19 protein-coding genes are annotated in these 19,673 nt (G+C 65.0%); 10 read left to right on the forward strand and 9 right to left on the reverse strand.

Annotated features, from left to right (window positions below; translation table 11 throughout):
- The first annotated feature begins 194 nt into the window (after positions 1–194).
- Positions 195–377, forward strand: coding sequence for a 30S ribosomal protein S21 (rpsU, locus tag Q0K09_RS01445; RefSeq protein WP_021920897.1), 183 nt, complete (start codon positions 195–197; stop codon positions 375–377).
- Between the two features lie 65 nt (positions 378–442).
- On the opposite strand, the gene Q0K09_RS01450 is transcribed toward rpsU, so the two are convergent.
- Positions 443–1,216, reverse strand: a complete 774-nt coding sequence (locus Q0K09_RS01450; RefSeq protein ID WP_294472014.1) for a hypothetical protein — start codon at positions 1,214–1,216, stop codon at positions 443–445.
- A gap of 75 nt (positions 1,217–1,291) precedes the next feature.
- On the opposite strand from Q0K09_RS01450, the gene Q0K09_RS01455 reads away from it, so the two are divergent.
- The 8 genes from Q0K09_RS01455 to cysS all read left to right on the forward strand — a co-directional run bounded on the left by Q0K09_RS01455 (position 1,292) and on the right by cysS (position 10,278).
- Positions 1,292–1,792, forward strand: coding sequence for a YqeG family HAD IIIA-type phosphatase (locus tag Q0K09_RS01455; RefSeq protein ID WP_294472016.1), 501 nt, complete (start codon positions 1,292–1,294; stop codon positions 1,790–1,792).
- A gap of 60 nt (positions 1,793–1,852) precedes the next feature.
- The gene (locus Q0K09_RS01460; RefSeq protein WP_294472114.1) at positions 1,853–2,737 is read left to right on the forward strand and encodes a TIM barrel protein; all 885 of its coding nucleotides are present in this window, start codon (positions 1,853–1,855) and stop codon (positions 2,735–2,737) included.
- Positions 2,738–2,766: 29 nt separating this feature from the next.
- Positions 2,767–3,831: an aminopeptidase P family protein gene (locus Q0K09_RS01465; protein WP_294472018.1), complete on the forward strand. Its 1,065-nt coding sequence runs from the start codon at positions 2,767–2,769 to the stop codon at positions 3,829–3,831.
- Positions 3,832–3,962: 131 nt separating this feature from the next.
- A complete protein-coding gene (gene efp / locus Q0K09_RS01470) occupies positions 3,963–4,529 on the forward strand; it encodes an elongation factor P (RefSeq protein WP_294472019.1) in 567 nt (188 codons plus the stop codon).
- A 65-nt stretch (positions 4,530–4,594) separates the two neighbouring features.
- Positions 4,595–5,044, forward strand: a complete 450-nt coding sequence (locus tag Q0K09_RS01475) for a CD1247 N-terminal domain-containing protein (RefSeq protein WP_294472021.1) — start codon at positions 4,595–4,597, stop codon at positions 5,042–5,044.
- Between the two features lie 632 nt (positions 5,045–5,676).
- Complete coding sequence (locus Q0K09_RS01480; RefSeq protein WP_294472023.1) at positions 5,677–7,815, forward strand: sodium-translocating pyrophosphatase; 2,139 nt, start codon at positions 5,677–5,679, stop codon at positions 7,813–7,815.
- A gap of 351 nt (positions 7,816–8,166) precedes the next feature.
- Entirely contained in the window at positions 8,167–8,820 is a 654-nt protein-coding gene (epsC, locus tag Q0K09_RS01485) for a serine O-acetyltransferase EpsC (RefSeq protein ID WP_294472025.1), read from the forward strand.
- A gap of 12 nt (positions 8,821–8,832) precedes the next feature.
- Positions 8,833–10,278, forward strand: a complete 1,446-nt coding sequence (gene cysS / locus Q0K09_RS01490; RefSeq protein ID WP_294472028.1) for a cysteine--tRNA ligase — start codon at positions 8,833–8,835, stop codon at positions 10,276–10,278.
- A gap of 88 nt (positions 10,279–10,366) precedes the next feature.
- Here cysS and Q0K09_RS01495 read toward each other — a convergent pair whose 3' ends face one another.
- The 8 genes from Q0K09_RS01495 to Q0K09_RS01530 all read right to left on the reverse strand — a co-directional run bounded on the left by Q0K09_RS01495 (position 10,367) and on the right by Q0K09_RS01530 (position 18,475).
- Entirely contained in the window at positions 10,367–11,779 is a 1,413-nt protein-coding gene (locus tag Q0K09_RS01495; protein WP_294472030.1) for an aminopeptidase, read from the reverse strand.
- Positions 11,780–11,796: 17 nt separating this feature from the next.
- Positions 11,797–12,396: a dephospho-CoA kinase gene (gene coaE / locus Q0K09_RS01500; RefSeq protein WP_294472031.1), complete on the reverse strand. Its 600-nt coding sequence runs from the start codon at positions 12,394–12,396 to the stop codon at positions 11,797–11,799.
- Between the two features lie 88 nt (positions 12,397–12,484).
- A complete protein-coding gene (locus Q0K09_RS01505; protein WP_294472033.1) occupies positions 12,485–13,510 on the reverse strand; it encodes an L-threonylcarbamoyladenylate synthase in 1,026 nt (341 codons plus the stop codon).
- A gap of 213 nt (positions 13,511–13,723) precedes the next feature.
- A complete protein-coding gene (locus Q0K09_RS01510; RefSeq protein ID WP_294472036.1) occupies positions 13,724–14,014 on the reverse strand; it encodes an immunity 53 family protein in 291 nt (96 codons plus the stop codon).
- A 396-nt stretch (positions 14,015–14,410) separates the two neighbouring features.
- Positions 14,411–14,668 (reverse strand): hypothetical protein, encoded by a 258-nt coding sequence (locus Q0K09_RS01515; protein WP_294472038.1) that lies wholly within the window; start codon positions 14,666–14,668, stop codon positions 14,411–14,413.
- 7 nt (positions 14,669–14,675) lie between these two features.
- Positions 14,676–15,743 (reverse strand): peptide chain release factor 1, encoded by a 1,068-nt coding sequence (prfA, locus tag Q0K09_RS01520; protein ID WP_294472117.1) that lies wholly within the window; start codon positions 15,741–15,743, stop codon positions 14,676–14,678.
- A gap of 30 nt (positions 15,744–15,773) precedes the next feature.
- Positions 15,774–16,580 carry a YdcF family protein gene (locus tag Q0K09_RS01525; protein ID WP_294472040.1) on the reverse strand — a complete coding sequence of 269 codons (807 nt, stop codon included), beginning with the start codon at positions 16,578–16,580 and terminating at the stop codon, positions 15,774–15,776.
- Complete coding sequence (locus Q0K09_RS01530; protein WP_294472042.1) at positions 16,577–18,475, reverse strand: ABC-F family ATP-binding cassette domain-containing protein; 1,899 nt, start codon at positions 18,473–18,475, stop codon at positions 16,577–16,579. The genes Q0K09_RS01525 and Q0K09_RS01530 overlap by 4 nt, the downstream gene beginning before the upstream one ends.
- 154 nt (positions 18,476–18,629) lie before the next feature.
- Between Q0K09_RS01530 and mtnA the strand changes: the two genes are divergently transcribed.
- A complete protein-coding gene (mtnA, locus tag Q0K09_RS01535) occupies positions 18,630–19,652 on the forward strand; it encodes an S-methyl-5-thioribose-1-phosphate isomerase (RefSeq protein WP_294472044.1) in 1,023 nt (340 codons plus the stop codon).
- The last annotated feature ends 21 nt before the right edge of the window (positions 19,653–19,673 follow it).

A 19,673-nucleotide genomic window follows, 5' to 3' on the forward strand; every position in this document is an offset into this window, starting at 1 on the left:
GTCTACAGGTGATATTTAGTTAAAATGACGGAATATTTCAATTTTCCTTGATATCACTACTTTCCTTAAAAAGGGAGGGTCGGAAATGCCCCTTGACAAGCGGGAGCGGATTGCATATAATACTACTGTTAAAGCCATAATTATGGCCCTTTCGTGGTGGGTTCCTTCCATCACTTTGGAGGGAGGGGAAATAGATGTCGGAAGTCCATGTCAGAGAGAACGAATCGCTGGAGAGCGCTCTGAAGCGCTTCAAGCGGAGCTGTGCCAAATCTGGAGTGCTGGCCGAGGTGCGCAAGCGCGAGCACTATGAGAGTCCTAGCGTCAAGCGCCGCAAGAAGTCCGAGGCCGCCCGGAAGAACCGCAAGAAGTACTATTGATGAGACCACCAAAGCCCAGCGCCTAACGGGCGCTGGGCTTTTTGCGCACCTGAAGCGGGACTGGGTCAGGCCAGGATGTCCTCCAGAAGGTCCGCCACGGCGGGGTAGGGCAGAATGGCGTCTGAGATGTCCAGGCTGCGGGCCAGATAGAGCTTTTTGCGGATGGAGGCGGCGTCGTCGAAGAGGACAAAATGCGCCCCGGTCTGCCGGCTCATATAAGTAAAGTAGTGGGCGCACAGCTCGTTGGAGAAGAAAACCGCAGGCTCCCGCTCATCCAGGAGGGCCTTCAGCTCCGCCTGGGAGAGGGGCTGGCCATGGCCGTTGGGGGCGGGGAGGTAGAAGTCAGCCGCCGACCGCTCCACCGCCAAGGCCACCCGTCCGGCGCCGTACCGGGCGGCGGCCTCCTCCAGTCGGCCCCGGAGGGTTCCGCCGGAGAGGGCGGTGGGAATCAGAACCTTGGCGGTCTCCGAGTGCGGGCCGTAGGGCTCCGAGACGTAGAGTGGCCAGCCCCGGCGCGCCAGCAGGGGGGAGAGCTCCTCCACCGCCCGGGCCAGTACCGGGAAGTGCCGGTCAAAGTCACAGACCACTCCGGTATAGCCCCGGGCGGCGCACTCCCGCAGCACCTCCTGGCAGAAGGGGCCGGGATGGCCCCGGCCGTCAAAGCCGGCGTCCCCCACCAGCAGGAGCCCGCCCCGGGCGGAGACCGGCAGATTGGCCCGGAACAGGTGGGGGCCTCCCCCCACCCGGTAGGCCATGTGGGCCAGGGTGAGGCCATAGGCCCGGGCGGCCATGACCTCGGTGGGCGCGGCGGCCAGAATCAGATTGGATTTTGAAATCATGCGGGTTGTCCCCCTTGTCCGTCATGTGATATAATGCAATGTATGCGGACCGATCCCATTTCATGAGGTGCTGCTATGTCTTTTTCTCTCCTCCCTCACCGGGTTTACAACTCCGTTCTGGACATCCAGGGCGGGGAGCTGGCGGCGGCCGGCATCACGCTGCTGCTGGCCGATCTGGACAACACCCTGACCCGGTACGCGGTCCAGGAGCCCACGCCGGAGCTCCGGCAGTGGAAGGCGTCCCTGGAGGCGGCGGGGGTGGACCTCTTCCTCCTCTCCAACAGCCGGAAGCCTATGCGGGTGGAGCGCTTTGCCCAGAGCCTGGGGGTTCCCTATCTGGGCCGGGCGGGAAAGCCGGGGACGGCGGGGTTCCGCCGGGCCATGGAGCAGATGGGCCGGACCCCCTCCCGGACCGCCATGGTGGGGGATCAGATTTTTACCGACATCCTGGGAGCCCGGCGGGCCGGGGTGCTGGCCCTGATGGTGGAGCCCATAGAGCTCAAGGGGAACCCAGGCCGCTACCTGCGCTACGCCGTGGAGGAGCCCTTCCGGGCCCTGGGCCGGCGGCGGGGGTGAGGAGGCCGGAGGCCCCTGAGCAAAGGGCCGGAAGAAACACAAGAGAAAGGAAGAGAGCCTATCAGCGTGCGATTCGGACCCGCCGGACAGGCGGACAACTACCCGGGGAAGGGCTCGGCGGACTACCCGGCCTGGCTGGCGGAGCGGGGGCTGGACGCCTTCGAGTACCAGTGCGGCAAGGGGGTCCATGTGGGGGAGGCCGCCGCCCGGGCGGTGGGGGAGGCCGCCCGGGCCCACGGCGTCCAGCTCTCCCTCCACGCCCCCTACTTCATCAACCTGGCCAACCCGGACCCGGAGAGCCGGAAGAAGACCACCGGCTACGTTCTGGCCGCCTGTCGGGCGGCGGACTGGATGGGGGCCGGCCGGGTCACCGTCCACACCGGGGCCCTGATGAAGCGGAGCCGCCGGGAGGCCCTGGACATCGCCCGGGAGACCCTGAGGGAAGTCCTCCGGGCCTGCGACGGGGAGGGGTACGGCCACATCACCCTCTGCCCTGAGACCATGGGGAAAATCAACCAGCTGGGGGATCTGGACGAGGTGCTGGAGCTGTGCCAGATGGACGCGCGGCTCCTGCCCTGCATCGACTTCGGGCATCTCTACGCCCGATCCCTGGGGGCTCTGGAGGGGAAGGAGGCCACCGCCCGGACGCTGGACCAGATGGAGGCCGCCCTGGGCGCAGACCGGGCCAGCCGGTTCCACAGCCACTTTTCCAAGATCGCCTTTACCCCCAACGGGGGAGAAAAGCTCCACCTGACCTTCGGCCAGGCGGACTTTGGCCCCGATCCGGCCCCTCTGATGGAGGAGCTGGCCCAGCGGGGCTGGAGCCCCACCGTCATCTGTGAGAGCGCCGGCACCCAGGACGTGGACGCCCTGGCTATGAAGGAGCTGTATCTGGCCGCCCTGGCTGGGCAGGAGCCCGTATCCGGGGGCACTGGGGCCCGCTGACCCGTGCGCAGAAGAAAGGATGGATACCCATGAATCATCTCAAGCAGATCGCCGCCCGGCTGCCGGAGTATGGCCTGGACGCCATGCTCCTCACCAGCGGGCCGGGGGAGTTCTACGCCGTGGGCTTCCACGGGGAGGGCACGGTGCTGGTGACGGCGGGGGAGTGCCTCTACTGCACGGACTCCCGGTATATCGAGGCGGCGGAGGCCCAGGTGACGGGGGCCAGGGTGGTCCAGACAGGCCGGGGCCGGAGCTGCCGCTCCCTGGTCCGGGAGGCGGTGGAGGCCCAGGGCCTCCGGCGCGTGGGCTTCGAGGACGGAACCATGCCGGTGGCCGCCTGGCGGGTCTGGGAGGAGGCCCTTCCGGCGGAGCTGATGCCGGCCCAGAAGCTCCTGGACACCCTCCGGGCCGCCAAGGACCCGGAGGAGCAGGCGTGCATGGTCCGGGCCCAGGAGATCACCGACCAGGCCTTCGCCGAGATCTGCCGCTTCCTCCGGCCGGGCCTCACCGAGCTGGAGATTGCCGCCCGGCTCCAGTATGAGCTGCTCCGGCTGGGGGGAGAGCGGATGTCCTTCGACCCCATTGTGGCCTCAGGGCCCAACGGCAGCATCCCTCACGCCGTCCCCGGCCCCCGGCGGGTGGAAAAGGGGGACTTCATCACCCTGGACTTCGGCTGTGTCTGGGGGGGCTACTGCTCCGACATGACCCGCACTGTGGCCCTGGGGGAACCCACCGAGGAGATGCGCCGGGTCTACCAGGTGGTGTTGGAGGCCCAGCGGGCGGGCCTGGCCGCCGCCCGGGCCGGCATCTCGGGGCGGGAGCTGGACGCCGCCGCCCGGCAGGTCATCCAGGCGGCGGGCTACGGGAACTGCTTCGGCCACAGCTACGGCCACAGCCTGGGCCTGGAGATCCACGAGTCCCCCAACGCCAGCCCCGGAGAGGAGACCCTTCTGCCGGTGGGGGCGGTGCTCTCGGCGGAGCCGGGCGTCTATCTGCCGGGAAACTTCGGCGTCCGCATCGAGGATGTGACAATTTTGACGGCGGAGGGGTGCGTTGATATCACCAAATCGCCCAAAGAATTGACAATTCTCTGAAAATAGGGAAAAAGTCTTGCAAACGGGGAAAGAATAGAGTAGAATGACTTAGATATATCAATTAGGAGGGCCCGGAGCCTCCGGCGGGTTGGGCCCCAAACAGAAGCAGCTTGAGTGGAGGATGAGTACCAATGCCTATTACTGCCAGTGATTTCCGCAACGGCGTGACCTTTGAGATGGACGGCCAGGTGATGCAGGTGGTGGAGTTTCAGCATGTGAAGCCCGGCAAGGGGGCGGCTTTCGTGCGGACCAAGATGAAGAACGTTATGACCGGCGCCGTCACCGAGACCTCCTTCAACCCCACCGCCAAGTTCGAGACGGCCTATGTGGAGCGCAAGGACATGGAGTACAGCTACAACGACGGCGACCTCTATTACTTCATGGACCCGGAGACCTATGACCTGGTGCCCGTCAGCAAGGACACCCTGGGGGACGACTTCCGCTTTGTGAAGGAGAACATGCCCTGCAAGATCAACAGCTACAAGGGCAAGATCTTCATGGTGGAGCCCCCCACCTTCGTGGAGCTGGAGGTCACCGAGACCGACCCCGGTTTCCGGGGCGACACCGCCACCAACGTTACCAAGCCCGCCACCCTGGAGACCGGCGCCGAGATCAAGGTGCCCCTCTTCATCAATCCCGGGGATAAGATCAAGATCGACACCCGCTCCGGCGAGTATCTGGAGCGCAGCAAAAAGTAAGGGCGGGCAACCGCGCCCGGCATCCGGCAATCCTGCCGGGAGGCCCCATGAAAAGGAGGATTCTTATGACCATCACAGAAAAGGTCGCTTATCTCAAAGGGCTGGCCGATGGCCTGGCCATCGACACCGAAAAGTCCAAGGAGGGCAAGCTCATCGCCGCCATCATCGACATCCTGGAGGACATGGGCATGTCGCTGGAGGACCTGGAGGAGAGCACCACCGCCCTGGGAGAGGAGCTGGACGCCGTGTCCGACGATCTGTCCGACGTGGAGGAAGCTCTCTTCGGCGAGGACGACGAGGATGACGAGGACTGCTGCTGCTGTGAGGACGAGGACGACGACTTCTTCGAGGTGGAGTGCCCCAACTGCCAGGAGCCCCTGGTCATCGACGAGGACGTCCTGGAGTCCGGGATCATCGAGTGCCCCAGCTGCCACAGCCAGTTTGCCGTCTCCGACGAGTGTGACGACGGCGCCTGCGGCTGCGGCTGCGGGCACGACCACGACGAGGAGGAGTGACCTCCCGGCGCCCCGGCCGTGGAACAACAGGATCCCTTTCAACCGGCATGGCCTTCGGCCATGCTGGTTTTTTATGTGCGCCTGGAGCTCCAGAGACGCGGCGGGGGAGGGGCGCGGCGCTGGAGTACCGGCGGATTTTCCGGCCCGCCCGGGGGTGTTTTTGGTGGAATGGCACAAAAATTTTTTACTTGACAAGGGGGGCGGCTTTCGTTTCCTGCGCCGCTCGTAAGAATAAAAACTTTTCATTAGAAGGGGGTATATTTTCGATTGCTGTTTCCTTTTTCCATCACATGGCAATCATGCACGGAAAGAGCCGGGGGAAGGTTTTGATTTTCGTAAAAACCGTAAAAACTGGACGAAGGGAGGGAAAGGGGCGGGGGAAGACCTTGAAAATCCCCTTCAATCTGCTAAAATAATGTAGGAAAGAAGAGGGCGGCCCCAGTACTCCACCAAGCCAGAGACTTGCATTTGCCTTTCGGCTGAAGTTCCGCATCCCTTCGTTATCGTCCTTGGTGGGCGTCAGCCCACCAGCGTCCGCTGCCTTGTTCTGCAAAAATTCCGCCCTAAATCCAATCTGCAATTTCTAACTTGGTGGAGTACCAAGCGGCCGTCAAGCAAAAGGAGTGAGGAAATTGTCACCGTACATCCCGTGGGAAAACTACTTCTGGATCGGCTTTGTGGGGGCGGCCTGCGCCCTGCTGTTTGCCTGGTACCAGAAAACGAAGGTCATGAGCTTCTCGGAGGGCAGCGACACCATGAAGAAGATCGCCGCCTCCATCCGGGAGGGGGCCAACGCCTATCTCCGCCGGCAGTACAGCACCGTGGCCAAGGTCTTCCTGGTGGTGTTCATCATTCTGCTGGCCATTGCCTTCGGGTCAGATGGAGAGATGCTCTCCAAATTCACCCCCTTCGCCTTTGTCACCGGCGGAATCTGGTCCATGCTGGCCGGCTTCATCGGCATGAAAATCGCCACCAACGCCAACGCCCGTACCGCCCAGGCGGCCTCTGAGGGGCTGAACAAGGGGCTCCGGGTGGCCTTCTCCTCCGGTTCGGTGATGGGCTTCACCGTGGTGGGCCTGGGGATGCTGGATGTCTCCATCTGGTATTTCCTCCTCTACTACGCCTTTGGGGTTACTGACGCCTCCACCCTGGCCAACATCATGGTCATGAACGGCATGGGCGCCTCCTTCATGGCCCTCTTCGCCCGGGTGGGCGGCGGCATCTACACCAAGGCCGCCGACGTGGGCGCCGACCTGGTGGGCAAGGTGGAGGCCGGCATCCCTGAGGACGACCCCCGGAACCCCGCCACCATCGCCGACAACGTGGGTGATAACGTGGGCGACGTGGCCGGCATGGGCGCCGACCTCTATGAGTCCTATGTGGGCTCCATTCTGGCCACCTTCTCCCTCTCCGCCGTGGCGGGATACGGCTTCGCCGGCATCCTCCTGCCTATGCTCCTGGCAGTGGAGGGGACCATCTGCTCCATCATCGGCTCCTTCTTTGTCCGCACCAAGGAGAACGCCGACCAGAAGTCCCTGCTGCGGAGCCTCCGCACCGGCACTTACCTGGCCGCCATTCTGGCCGCCGTCATCGCCGCCCCCCTGACCCTCCTGGTGCTGGAGAGCTGGGGCGTGTATGTGGCCATCCTCTCCGGTCTGGCGGGCGGCTGCGCCATCGGCTACTTCACCGAATACTACACCTCCGACACCTACAAGCCCACCCAGAAGCTGGCCGCCTCCTCGGAGACCGGCTCCGCCACCGTCATCATCGGCGGCATCTCCCTGGGCCTGAAGTCCACCATGTCCTCCATCCTCATCGTGGCCGCCGCCGTACTGGTGAGCTACTTCGCCGCCGGCGGCTCCCTCCAGGTGGTGGATGAGGCCGGTCTCTTCACCGACGCCTTCAACCGGGGCCTCTACGGCATCGGCATCGCCGGAATCGGGATGCTCTCCACCCTGGGCATCACCCTGGCCACCGACGCCTACGGCCCCGTGGCCGACAACGCCGGCGGCATCGCCGAGATGTCCGGCCTCCCTGAGGAGGTCCGGGAGCGTACCGACGCCCTGGACTCCCTGGGCAACACCACCGCCGCCACCGGCAAGGGCTTTGCCATCGGCTCGGCCTCCCTCACCGCCCTGGCCCTGCTGGTGTCCTATGTGGACATTGTCCAGACCAAGACCCCCCAGGTGCTCAACTTTACCCTGACCAGCCCCACAGTGCTGGTGGGCCTCTTCCTGGGGGCCATGCTGACCTTCGTTTTCTCCGCCTTCACCATGAGCGCGGTGCAGACCGCCGCCCAGTCCATCGTGGTGGAGGTCCGCCGCCAGTTCCGGGAGATCTCCGGCATCATGGAGGGGACGGCTGACCCCGACTACGCCTCCTGCGTGGCCCTGTGCACCAAGGGCTCCCTCCATGAGATGGTGATCCCCGCCCTGCTGGCCATCATTGTCCCCCTGGCCACCGGCCTGGTGCTGGGCCCCACCGGTGTGGTGGGCCTGCTGGGCGGCGTCTCCGTCACCGGGTTTGCCATGGCTGTGTTCATGTCCAACGCCGGCGGCGCCTGGGACAACGCCAAGAAGTACATCGAGTCCGGCCACCACGGCGGCAAGGGCTCCGAGTGCCACAAGGCCGCCGTGGTGGGCGACACCGTGGGCGACCCCTTCAAGGACACCTCCGGCCCCTCCCTGAACATCCTCATCAAGCTATGCTCCACTGTGTCCATCGTCTTCTCCGGTCTCATCGTGGCCTTCAACCTGATGAATCTGCTCTGATCCGGACAACAGAACCGGCGGGGACTTGACACCAAGGCTGGGGAATGATAATATACTGGAGACATAGGAGAAACCGGCGCGAAGAACGGAAGGAGTAGCGCGGGGGACCTGCCCGGCAAGAGAGGGACCGTCACCGGCTGAGAGCGGACCCACGGGAGCCCTGCGGGAAGTGCATCCGGGAGCGCGGGGGTGTAATGCCCCACGGACGGGCCCCGTTACCGGCCCCACGAGCGAAACAAGAGAGTGGAACCGCGTGTGGAATGACCAGCGCCTCTCATGCCTTCGGGCATGGGAGGCGCTTTCTGCCGTCCTGCGGGGTTCTCTTTCACCCTTTTTGATCAGGAGGTGCCTATGCTTCGAGGTTTGATTGAAACCCTTTCCGCTTACCAGGCCCGGGACCCTGCGGCCCGGTCCAAGCTGGAGATTTTTCTCCTCTATCCCGGTGTCCACGCCCTTTTGTTCCACCGGGTCTCCCACTGGCTCTACCGCCACCGGCTTCTTTTCCTGGCCCGGTTCCTCTCCCAGCTGGCCCGGCATCTGACGGGCATTGAGATTCACCCAGGGGCCAAGATCGGCCGGCGCTTTGTCATCGACCACGGCATGGGGATCGTCATCGGCGAGACCGCGGAGATCGGGGACGACTGCCTGCTCTACCACGGGGTCACCCTGGGGGGCACCGGCAAGGACCAGGGCAAGCGCCACCCCACCCTGGGGAACAATGTGATGGTCTCCGCCGGGGCCAAGGTGCTGGGGCCCTTTAAGGTGGGGGACGGCGCCCGCATCGCCGCCAACGCCGTGGTCCTCACCGAAATCCCCCCCCAGGCCACCGCCGTGGGCGTCCCCGCCCGGGTGGTCCGCATCGCCGGGGAGAAGGTGGACTATGCCGCCTCTGTGGACCAGATTCACGTCACCGACCCGGTGCAGAAGGAGCTCCAGGCCCTTTCCTCCCGGCTGGAATGGCTGGAAAAATATCTGGATGAGCAAAATAAGAGTGTCAATCTGTAAGGAGTGAGCAAGATGAAGCTGTACAATTCCGCGTCCCATGCCAAGGAAGAATTTGTGCCCCACACCCCCGGCAAGGTGGGGATGTATACCTGCGGCCCCACGGTCTACCACTTCGCCCACATCGGGAACCTGCGCAGCTACCTCATGGAGGACGTGCTGGAGAAGTTCCTGCGCTGGGACGGCTACGAGGTCAAGCGGGTGATGAACATCACCGACGTGGGGCATCTGGCCTCCGACGCCGACACCGGCGAGGACAAGATGGTGAAGGGGGCCCAGCGGGAGCACAAGACGGTGATGGAGATCGCCCAGTTCTATACCGACGCTTTTTTCGCCGACTGCAAGAAGCTGAACATCAAGTATCCCGACGTGGTGCAGCCCGCCACCGGCATGGTCGAGGACTATATTAAGGTCATCACCAAGCTTATGGACACGGGCTACGCCTATTTTGCCGGGGGCAACGTCTACTTTGACACCGCCAGGCTGGACCACTACTACGTCTTCAACGACCACGACCAGGAGGACCTGGCGGTGGGGGTCCGGGAGGGGGTGGAAGCCGACGCAAACAAGCGCAATAAGACCGACTTCGTCCTGTGGTTTACCAAGAGCAAGTTCGAGGACCAGGCCCTCAAGTGGGATTCCCCCTGGGGGGTGGGTTATCCCGGCTGGCACATCGAGTGCTCCTGCATCTCCATGAAGTACCTGGGAGAGTACCTGGACATCCACTGCGGCGGCGTGGACAACGCCTTCCCCCACCACACCAACGAGATCGCCCAGTCCGAGGCCTATCTGGGCCACCCCTGGTGCAGGTACTGGGTCCACATCGCCCACCTGGACACCGCCGGGGGCAAGATGTCCAAGTCCAAGGGAGCGTTCACCACCGTCTCTACCCTGGAGGAGCGGGGCTATGACCCCCTGGTCTACCGGCTCTTCTGCCTCCAGTCTCACTATCGGAAGGCCCTGGTCTTTACCTGGGAGAACCTGGACAACGCCAAGGCCGCCTATGAGAAGCTGGTGGGCCGGGTGGCCGCCCTGACGGAGGAGGGGGAGGCCGATCCCGCCTCCATTGCCAAATACCGGGAGGGCTTCCGGGAGGCCCTGGGCAACGACCTAAATACCTCCCTGGGGGTGACCCGGCTCTACGACGTGCTCAAGGCCAGGGACCTCTCCGACGCCGACAAGCGGGCGCTGGTGGGGAGCTTCGACGAGGTGCTGGGCCTGGACCTGCTGAACAAGGCGGCGGCCAGGCGGGCGGAGCAGGCCAAGGCCACCACCTCCGCCGTGGGGGGCTATACCGTCACCGGAGAGGGAGACCCGGAGATTGACGCCCTGGTTCTCCAGCGGGGGGAGGCCAAGAAGGCCAAGAACTTCGCCGAGGCCGACCGCATCCGGGACGTCCTGAAGGCCCAGGGCGTCGAGGTCGCCGACGTCCCCGGCGGGGCGGTGTGGAAGCGGGGCTGAGGCCCATACCGGGGAGAATTTTCGCGCAAAAAAACGCCCGAGGACAGGGAAACTGTCCTCGGGCGTTTCTGCACCGGTGCTGTGGGACTCAGCGGCCGGCCTCGTAGACGGCCTTCATGCCCAGGTAGGTCATGTAGCAGTCCAGCTTGGAGACGGTCTCGTAGGGGGAGTGCATACTCAGCACCGGGACCCCGGCGTCCAGGGTGTCGATGTCCCGGTTGGCCATATAGCAGGCCACAGTGCCGCCGCCGCCGGCGTCCACCTTGCCCAGCTCGGCCATCTGCCAGACCACCCCGGCCTCGTCCAGGACCCGGCGGACCCAGGCCACCAGCTCGGCGGAGGCGTCGGAGGCCCCGGACTTGCCCCGGGCCCCGGTGTACTTGCACAGGCCGATGCCGTAGCCGGCCCGGGCGCTGTTGCGCTTTTCATAGACATCGGCGAAGTTGGGGTCAAAGGCGGCGGTGACGTCGGCGGAGAGGCAAAAGGACTTCTCATAGCAGGCCTTGAGGGGGATCTTCTGGGCGTCGCACAGGTCGGACATAAAGGTGTCAAAGGCGGCAGACTGCATCCCGCTGACCCCCTCGGAGCCGATTTCCTCCTTGTCGGCAAGCATACAAACGGCGGTCCGCTTGGGGGTCACCTCCAGGTCCAGCAGGGCGGCCAGGGAGGCGTAGGCACACACCCGGTCGTCATGGCCGTAGGCCCCGATGAGGGAGCGGTCGAAGCCGATGTCGGAGGCCCGGAAGGCCGGGACCACCTCCAGCTCGGCGGAGATGAAGTCCTCCTCGGTGATGCCGTACTTCTGGTGGAGCAGGTCCAGAATGGCCAGCTTCACCCGGTCCGAGCCCTCATCGTCCTGGAAGGGGCGGCTGCCCACCAGCACGTTCAGGCTCTCGCCGGGAATGGCCTCGCTCAAGGGTTTCTTGCTCTGCTCGGCGCCCAGGTGGGGCAGCAGGTCGTCGATGGTGAAGAGAGGGTCCCCGGCGGCGGCGCCCATGGCCACCGTGACCACGGAGCCGTCCTTCAGGGCCACCACGCCGTGGAGCTCCAGGGGAATGGCCACCCACTGGTACTTGCGCAGGCCGCCGTAGTAGTGGGTCTTGAGAAAGGCCAGCTCGGCGTCCTCATAGAGGGGATTGGGCTTGAGATCCAGCCGGGGGGAGTCGATGTGGGCGGCGCCGATGCAGGCCCCCTCCGAAAGGGGATCGCTGCCCACCACGGCCAGCATCAGGGCCTTGCCCCGGTTGGAGCGGTAGACCTTGTCCCCGGGCTGAAGGTCCATGCCCCGGGTGAAGGGGCGGAAGCCCCTGGCCTCGGCCAGGGCGGCGGCGTAGGCCACCGCCTCCCGTTCCGTCTTGCTCTCGTCGAGAAATTTTTTGTAGTCCTCACAGTAGGCCCGCAGGGCGGCCTCCTGGCCGGCCTCCAGCCGGTCCCAGCCGTTCTTGGGGGCGTAGAGCAGCTCCTTCCGGCGCTGCTCGCCGGCGGTCTTCTTTTCTTCCATGGTTTCGGTCCTTCCTTTCACTTTGACAAAAGCTCGGTAAAGAGCACCAGCGCCCGGGCCCCGAAGGCCCCCGGCGTGTCGCCCTCCGTGTTCTCCAGGAGATAGCCGCAGTTGGCCCGGAAAAAGTCCTCCCCCTTCTGGGCCGCCACCCGCTTCCGGGCATATACTTCCGGGATGCCCTCCCGGTCCATGATGCGCCGGACGCGCAGCTCCGCCGGGGCGATGACCCCCACCACGGTGTCACAGCGCTCCCCCAGGCCGCTCTCGATGAGGGCGATGGCGTCAATGGCGGCGGCGCTCCGTCCCTCCGCCCGGGCGGCGGAGAGCTGGCGGTCGATCTCCTCCCCGATAAAGCGGTGGGTGATGGCGTTGAGGGCGGCCAGGGCCTCCGGGTCTCCGAAGACCACGTTTCCCAGCTTCTTGCGGTCTATTTTGCCCCGCTCGTCCTGAAGCTCTCCAAACCGGGCGGTCAGGGCCATTTGCAGGGGGACACTCTCCTCCAGCAGCCGGTGGTAGACCTCGTCCGCATCGATGATCCAGACCCCAAGCTGGGCCAGGGCCCGGAGGGCGGTGGTCTTGCCCGCCCCGGTGGGGCCGGTGATGCCGATGATTTTCATATCTGCATCCCTTTCTACAGCGTCAGCCAGGTCACGGCGTTCCCAAGGCCCTCTTCCAGAGTTTGGAGCACAAGGCCGCGCTTTTGGCTCATGGTTCTCCCTCCAGGCCGACGATGTGGAAGCCCGCCGCCTTGTTGAGGCGGTTGGCCACGGCCAGGCCCAGCCCCGCCTCGTCGGGGCACTGGGCCCAGATGGCGGGGACATCGGTGCCGTCGAAGGCCCGCAGGGCGTCGAAGACGTTCCGGGCCTGGGCGGCCTTGTCCGCCGCCGGGCCCAGAATCTCCACCCGATGGCCGGGGTAGTCCCCGGCGAACTCCGCGAAGCAGACCACACCGTCCTCCGGCCCCAGGTGGGCGGCGATGTAGGCGGCGCACCGGGCGGGGTCCCCCCGCACCACCGTTACCGGGGCCCGGGGGGCGTAGTGGCGGTACTTCATCCCCGGGGCCCGGGGCTGCTCTCCGGCGCCCATGAGGCGCTCCACCGCCGGGTCCACCGCCACCTCTCCCAGGGCCTCCCGGAGTTCCTCCAGGGTCACCCCGCCGGGCCGCAGGAGCCGGGGAGGCCGGACCGTGAGGTCCACAATGGTGGACTCCACCCCCACAGAGCAGGGGCCCCCGTCCACAATGGCGTCGATCTTCCCCTCCATGTCCTCCAGCATCCCGGCGGCGCTGGTGGGGCTGGGGCGGCCGGAGGCGTTCCCCGAGGGGGCGGCCGCCGGCACCCCTGCGGCGGTAAGGATGGCCCGGCAGACCGGGTGGGAGGGGCAGCGGATGCCCACGGTGTCCAGTCCGGCGGTGACGGCGTCGGGCACCAGGGGCTTCCGCTCCAGAATCAGGGTGAGGGGGCCCGGCCAGAACTGATCCGCCAGGGTCCAGGCCGCCGGGGGGATGTTTTGGCAGTACCGCTCCAGCCAGTCCGCCGAGGGGATGTGGAGGATGAGGGGGTTGTCCTGGGGCCGGCCCTTGGCTGCGAAAATGCGCCCCACCGCCGCCGGGTCCAGGCCGTTGGCCCCCAGGCCGTACACCGTCTCTGTGGGAAGGCCCAGCAGCCCCCCCCGGCGGAGGACGGCGGCGGCCCGCTCCACCTCTCCGGCGGTGAGCTTTTCTGTGTTCAACCGGGTTCCTCCCTTGCCGTCAGTCCCACTGCTCCGGCTTCCGGCGCCGGGCGGGGAGGACCAGGGTGAGGATTCCGGCGGCCACCAGGACCGCCCCCAGGGCGATGTTCAAAATACCAACTGCGATCTTCATAGCGGACGCCTCCTGAAAATGGAAGTGTGTTCCCTTTTGTCTGGTTTCTCGCGGGGGGCGGACCCGTCCGTAGATATTGGTCAGGTCTCCGCCCAAGCCTTGAATATCTCCAAGACGGTGATTAAGTGATTTGGGCCGCAAGCGCCCACAAAGCGCCGGTGCACAACCTGACAGTGCAGCCAGCCGGCGCCGTCTTGGAGATTTCGATTGATCTCTGCAAAGGGCTTCTGCTCCAGGGGAGTTTCCCCGATGTCAATTTCGACGCGCCAGCCCGGATTGTCCAGCGTCTCGATTTTGATCCCGTAAACATGCTGCCAGTCCTCCGTACAGTGTGCGGCGAACCAGCTTTGCAGCCACAGCAGTGTATCCACAAAAAGCTTTTCCTCCCTTCCGGCCTGCCGGGCGGAAAGAGAATCAGAGGGGGACCCCCACCAGAATGTTAGGGCTTGCTTGATCATTGGCATTATGCCCAGCGGTCAGGGATTTTAGCTGCTGGCAAGCAATTTTGACCCAGGGAATCGGGACGGATTTCAAGGAAAAATTGCACCGTCCAGCGGCTGAAAAACCCGCCGGTTAGGGCTTGTTTGAAAATTGGCGATGTGTCCAGCAGCGAGGGATTTTGGGCCTCTGGCAAGCAATTTTGACCCAGGAATCCTGGCGGATTTCAAGGAAAAATTGCGCCGTCCAGGGGGCAAAAGACCCGCTGATTGGACATGTTGACATGTTTCAAACAAGCCCTAGGCGTGTTGATGATTTTCAAACAAGCCCTAATCGTAGATGCCGGTGGGGGTGCCCGCCAGCTCAAGGGTGGTGTCCGGTGAAAATTTGGCCTTTTGCAGGTAGCCCTTGACGGTGAGGATGCCGTACTTGGGGTTGCGGCGCTCGTCCTCCAGCTCCAGCTCGATGAAATCCGGGCCGGAGCCGGTGAGCCAGCCGTCGTCCTCCAGAAGGGTGGCCAGGTCCAGCTTCACGTCCTCCAGGGACAGGCCCTCCGGCAGGGCGGAAAAACGGATATACATCTCCATAGCGTTGTCACTCCTGTTCTCCCTGGCGCTTCATGCGCTCAGCCTGGTCCGCTGTCACCAGGGCGTCGATGAGCTCGTCCAGGCCGCCGTCCATGACGGCGTCAATTTTGTAGAGCGTGAGGCCGATGCGGTGGTCGGTGACCCGGCCCTGGGGGAAGTTGTAGGTGCGGATGCGCTCGTTTCTCATGCCGGTGCCCACCTGGCTCCGGCGCTGGGCGGTGACGGACGCCTCCTGCTCCTGGACCTTCTCCTCGTAGAGCCGGGACCGGAGGAGCTGCATGGCCTTGTCCCGGTTCTGGAACTGGCTGCGCTCCTGCTGGCACTCCACCACGGTACCGGTGGGTTTGTGGATGAGGCGCACGGCGGAGGAGGTCTTGTTGACGTGCTGTCCCCCGGCCCCGGAGGCCCGGAAGACCTGCATCTCGATGTCGGCGGGATCCAACTCGAAATCCACCTCGTCCACCTCGGGCAGCACGGCCACCGTGGCGGTGGAGGTGTGGATGCGCCCGCCGGACTCGGTCTCAGGCACCCGCTGGACCCGGTGGACGCCGCTTTCAAATTTCAGGCGGCTGTAGGCCGCCTCGCCGGCAATGGTAAAGCAGATTTCCTTGACGCCGCCCAGCTCGGTCTCGCTGAGGGAGTCCACCTCCACCCGCCAGCGGCGGGCCTCTGCGTACATGGTGTACATGCGGTAGAGAGAGTGGGCAAAGAGGGCGGCCTCCTCGCCCCCCACGCCGGCCCGGATTTCCACGATGACGTTCTTTTCATCGCTGGGGTCCCGGGGGAGGAGGAGGACCTTGATCTCCTCCTCCAGCCGCGCCAGGTCGGCCTTGGCGGCGGCGTGCTCCTCCTGAGCCAGCTCCTTCATGTCCGGGTCGGACAGGAGGGCCTGGGCCTCGGAGAGGTCCTGACGCCGCTTTTGATAGGCGCGGTAGGCGGTAACCACCGGCTCCAGTTCCCGCTGCTCCTTGTTGAGCCGGGCCACCTGGGCAGGGTCGTCATAGGTCTCGGGGGCGGCCAGCCGGGCCTCCAGCTCGGCATATTGGTGTTCCAGGGCGTTGAGCTTGTCTTCCAGCATAGTGTAACCTCGTTTGGCAGGATGAAATCAGCGGTCCAGCAGCCAGGATTTGACCAGGGCTACGGGCTCCCGGAGGTACATGGACAGCCGGGAGGGCAGATGGCTGGAGGGGGCGGCCAGGGTGGAGAGGGTATAGGGCCGCTCCCATTCCCGGTCCCACAGCATCCGAATGCGGGAGAGGTGGAAGCCGTTGGACACCGCCAGGATGTGCTCCGTGGCGGCCACCGTCCCGGATTGGAAGAGGGCCTGGGTGTACTGGATGTTCTCCCAGGTGCTGCTGGAGCGATCCTCCAGGACGATCCGGCCTCCGTCCACCCCCCGGGCGGTGAGGTAGTTGTACATAGCCCGGGCCTCGCTCATGGGCTCGTCGGGGCCCTGACCGCCGCTGACCACCACCGTCATCTCGGGGTGGTCCTCCAGATAGTCCAGGGCGGTGTCCAGCCGGTCCCGCAGAAGCTCAGAGGGGCCGTCGGCGCGGACCTGGCAGCCGAAGATCACCATGACCTCCGGCGCCTCCGCCCCCGCGGCCACCTGGGACCGGGACCCGGTGAGGACCACGATCTCCAAAATGGCGAAGACCAGCAGGGCCAGGGCCAGCAGGCCCAGGAGAATGTGCCGCAGCAGCCGCCCGGTGGGGATGCTGCACCGGGCGGTAAGGCCGTAGAGCAACAGAAAGACCCCGAGGGCGGCGGGGAAGGCGGTAAAGCTCCGCACAGCGAGGGGGGCCAGGAGAAAGAGCAGCAGGGAGATTACCAGGACCATGCCCCCCAGCATCATGACCGGGGAGCCCCAGCGCCCGGTGCCCTGATAGTGCCGGTAAATTTTGGTATTCATTCCGCTCGTGCCTCCTCCAGTTCCCCACTCAGCCGTTCCCAGACGGCGTAGAGGTGGGCAATCTCGTCCTCCAGGGCCTCCCGCTGCGCATAGAGCTCGGTGAGCTTTAAATAGTCGCTGGAGGCTGCCTCGATCTCCAGGGTCAGGTCGTACATGCGCTCCTCTGCCCGGGTGACCTCCCGCTCGGCGGCGGTAACCTCCTTTTCCAGCAGCTTGGTGCCGCCGGTGCGCGTGGGCTTTTCTTTCTTGGGGGGCGCCTCCTGTTTGGGGAGCGGCGGGGAAAATCGCCTCTCCCGCCAGGCCCGGTACGCCTCAAAGGCGCCGTCGAAGTCGGTGATCTTCCCGTCCTCCAGCATCCAGATGCGGGTGGCAAACTGGTGGATGAAGTAGCGGTCGTGGGAGACGAAGAGGAGATTCCCGCCGTAGTCGGCCACCGCCTCCTCAATCCACTCCCGGGAGTCTAAGTCCAGGTGGTTGGTGGGCTCGTCCAGGATGAGGAGGTTGATCTTCTCGTCCATGAGCATGCACAGCCGCAGCCGGGACTGCTCCCCGCCGGAGAGGGCGGAGACGCTCTTGAAGACGTCCTCCCCCCGGAAGTTGAAGGCGGCCAGCCGGTCCCGGGCCTCCTGGGTGGTGCAGTTCTGGGCGTAGAGCATAGTGTCCACCAGATTGCGGTCCGGCCGGTCGAAGTGGATGATCTGGGGAAGATAGCCGATCTTCACTGTGGGGCCCATGCGGATCTTTCCGCTGTCCGGGGATTCCTCCCCCAAAATAAGCTTCAGAAGAGTGGATTTGCCGGCGCCGTTGTCCCCCAGCAGGGCGATGCGTTCCCCGCCCACCACCTCCAGGTCCACATGGTCGAAGAGCACCCGGTCCCCAAAGGACTTTTTCAAGTCCCGGATGACCAGGACCTCGTCCCCATGGAACTCCCGCTCCCCGAAGCGGACCGACAGCTTGCGGTCCTTCCGGGGCTTGTCGGTCTTCCGCAGGCGCTCCATGCGCTTTTCCATGGAGAAGGCCCGCTTGTGGAGCTTGTCGTTGCCCATAAAGGCCCACAGGTGGAGCTTGTCCGCCGCCTCCTGGAGCTGCGCCAGCTTGGCCTGCTCCTTCTCATACCGCCGGAGCTTTTCCTGGTAGCGGCGCTCCTTCTCCTCCACATAGAAGCTGTAGTTGCCGGCGTAAAACTCGGCCTTGCCGTTTACCAGCTCCACCACCCGGTTCACCACCTTGTCCAGAAACCAGCGGTCGTGGGAGATGGTGAGGACGGTGCCCTTGAAGCGGCTCAGATAGTCCTCCAGCCACTCGGTGGCCCGGAGGTCCAAGTGGTTGGTGGGTTCGTCCAGCAGAAGGATGTCGGTGTCCTCCAAGATGAGGCGGCCCAGGTTCACCCGGGTCTTCTCCCCGCCGGAGAGGTCGGTGAAAGCCCTCTCCCGCATGGCGGAGGGGATGTCCAGGCCGTTGCAGACCTTGTTCAGGGCAGTCTCGGTGTCGTAGCCGCCCCCGGACTCAAAAGCGGCGGAGAGGGCATCGTACCGTCGGAGCAGAGAGGGGTCGCTTTCTCCTGCGGCCATCCGGGCGGTGAGGGACTCCATCTCCCCCTCCATCTCCCGGAGCCGGTCGAAGGCGGTGCGGAGGACGGCCTCCACTGTGTAACCCGTTGGATAGACGGGGATCTGGGAGATGAGCCCCACCCGCTTGCCGGAGGCGATGGAGATCTGGCCCTCGTCGGGCTCCAGCTCCCCGGTGAGGATGCGGAAGAGGGTGGTCTTGCCCGCCCCGTTCTTTCCCAGCAGGCCCACCCGCTCCCCGGTGTCCACCTGGAAGGTCAGGCCGTCTAAAATTTTCCGGCCCACCTCAAATTCTTTGACGATATTGGAGACAGAGATGTCAATCATGGAGGTCTCTCCTATGTGGATATGGTTTCAAGACGGGGAAATCGGTGGGGCAAAGGGCAGTTCCAGCGAAGCAGAGCCGCAGGCCGGGCTTTGACGCCGGAGGCTGGCTGTGGTACAATAGTACACACAAATGTGAGGATAGGAGGCGGCGCATATGGACGCCATTCGCTGGCAGGGGACAGCCCTTGCCCTGTTAGACCAGACCAAGCTCCCGGTGGAGGAGGTCTGGGACGACTACACCGACTACCGCGCCGTGGCGGAGGCCATCCGCCGCCTGGTGGTCCGGGGTGCGCCGGCCATCGGCATCTCGGCGGCCTACGCCGTATGCCTGGCCGCCCTAGAATACCAGGAGCGGCCAGGGGACTTCCGGCCGGGGCTGGAGGCCGCCCTGGAGACCCTGGCGGCCAGCCGCCCCACGGCGGTGAACCTCTTCTGGGCCCTGGACCGGATGCGGGGGGTGCTGGAGTTCCAGGGCTGGACCCCCCAGAGCATTCCTGCCCTCATCCGGGAGGCCGAGGCCATCCACCGAGAGGATATCGCCATGAACCGAAAAATCGGCAAACACGGGGCCTCCCTGGCGCCCAAGGGGGCCCGGATTCTCACCCACTGCAACGCCGGGGCCATCGCCACCGGGGGCTACGGCACCGCCCTGGGGGTGGTGCGGGCAGCCCACGCCGCCGGGCATGTGGCCATGGTCTACTGCGACGAGACCCGCCCCCTCCTACAGGGGGCCCGGCTCACCGCCTGGGAGCTGATGAAGGATGGCATCCCCGCCACCCTCATCACCGACAGCATGGCCGCCAGCCTCATGGCCCAGGGGAAGATCGACCTGGTCTTTTTGGGCTGTGACCGCATGGCGGCCAACGGGGACTTTGCCAACAAGATCGGCACCTACTCCGTGGCGGTGCTGGCCCAGTACCACGGCATCCCCTTCTATACGGTACTGCCCTCCTCCACCATCGACCTGTCCATCCCCGACGGGAGTCATATCGTCATCGAGGAGCGTTCCCCCGACGAGGTCACCCACTTCGCCGGGGTTCAGACGGCCCCGGAGGGGGTGGGGGTCTGTAACCCCGCCTTCGACGTGACCCCCCACCGGCTTCTGACGGGCATCGTCACGGAGAAGGGCGTGATCCACCCGCCCTTCCGGGAAAAGCTGGCGAACCTGTTCGGGTGAAAATCCCGGCCTTCCAGGGGC

The organism is uncultured Intestinimonas sp. (genome assembly GCF_944387725.1).
Classification (GTDB): Bacteria; Bacillota; Clostridia; order Oscillospirales; family Oscillospiraceae; genus Intestinimonas.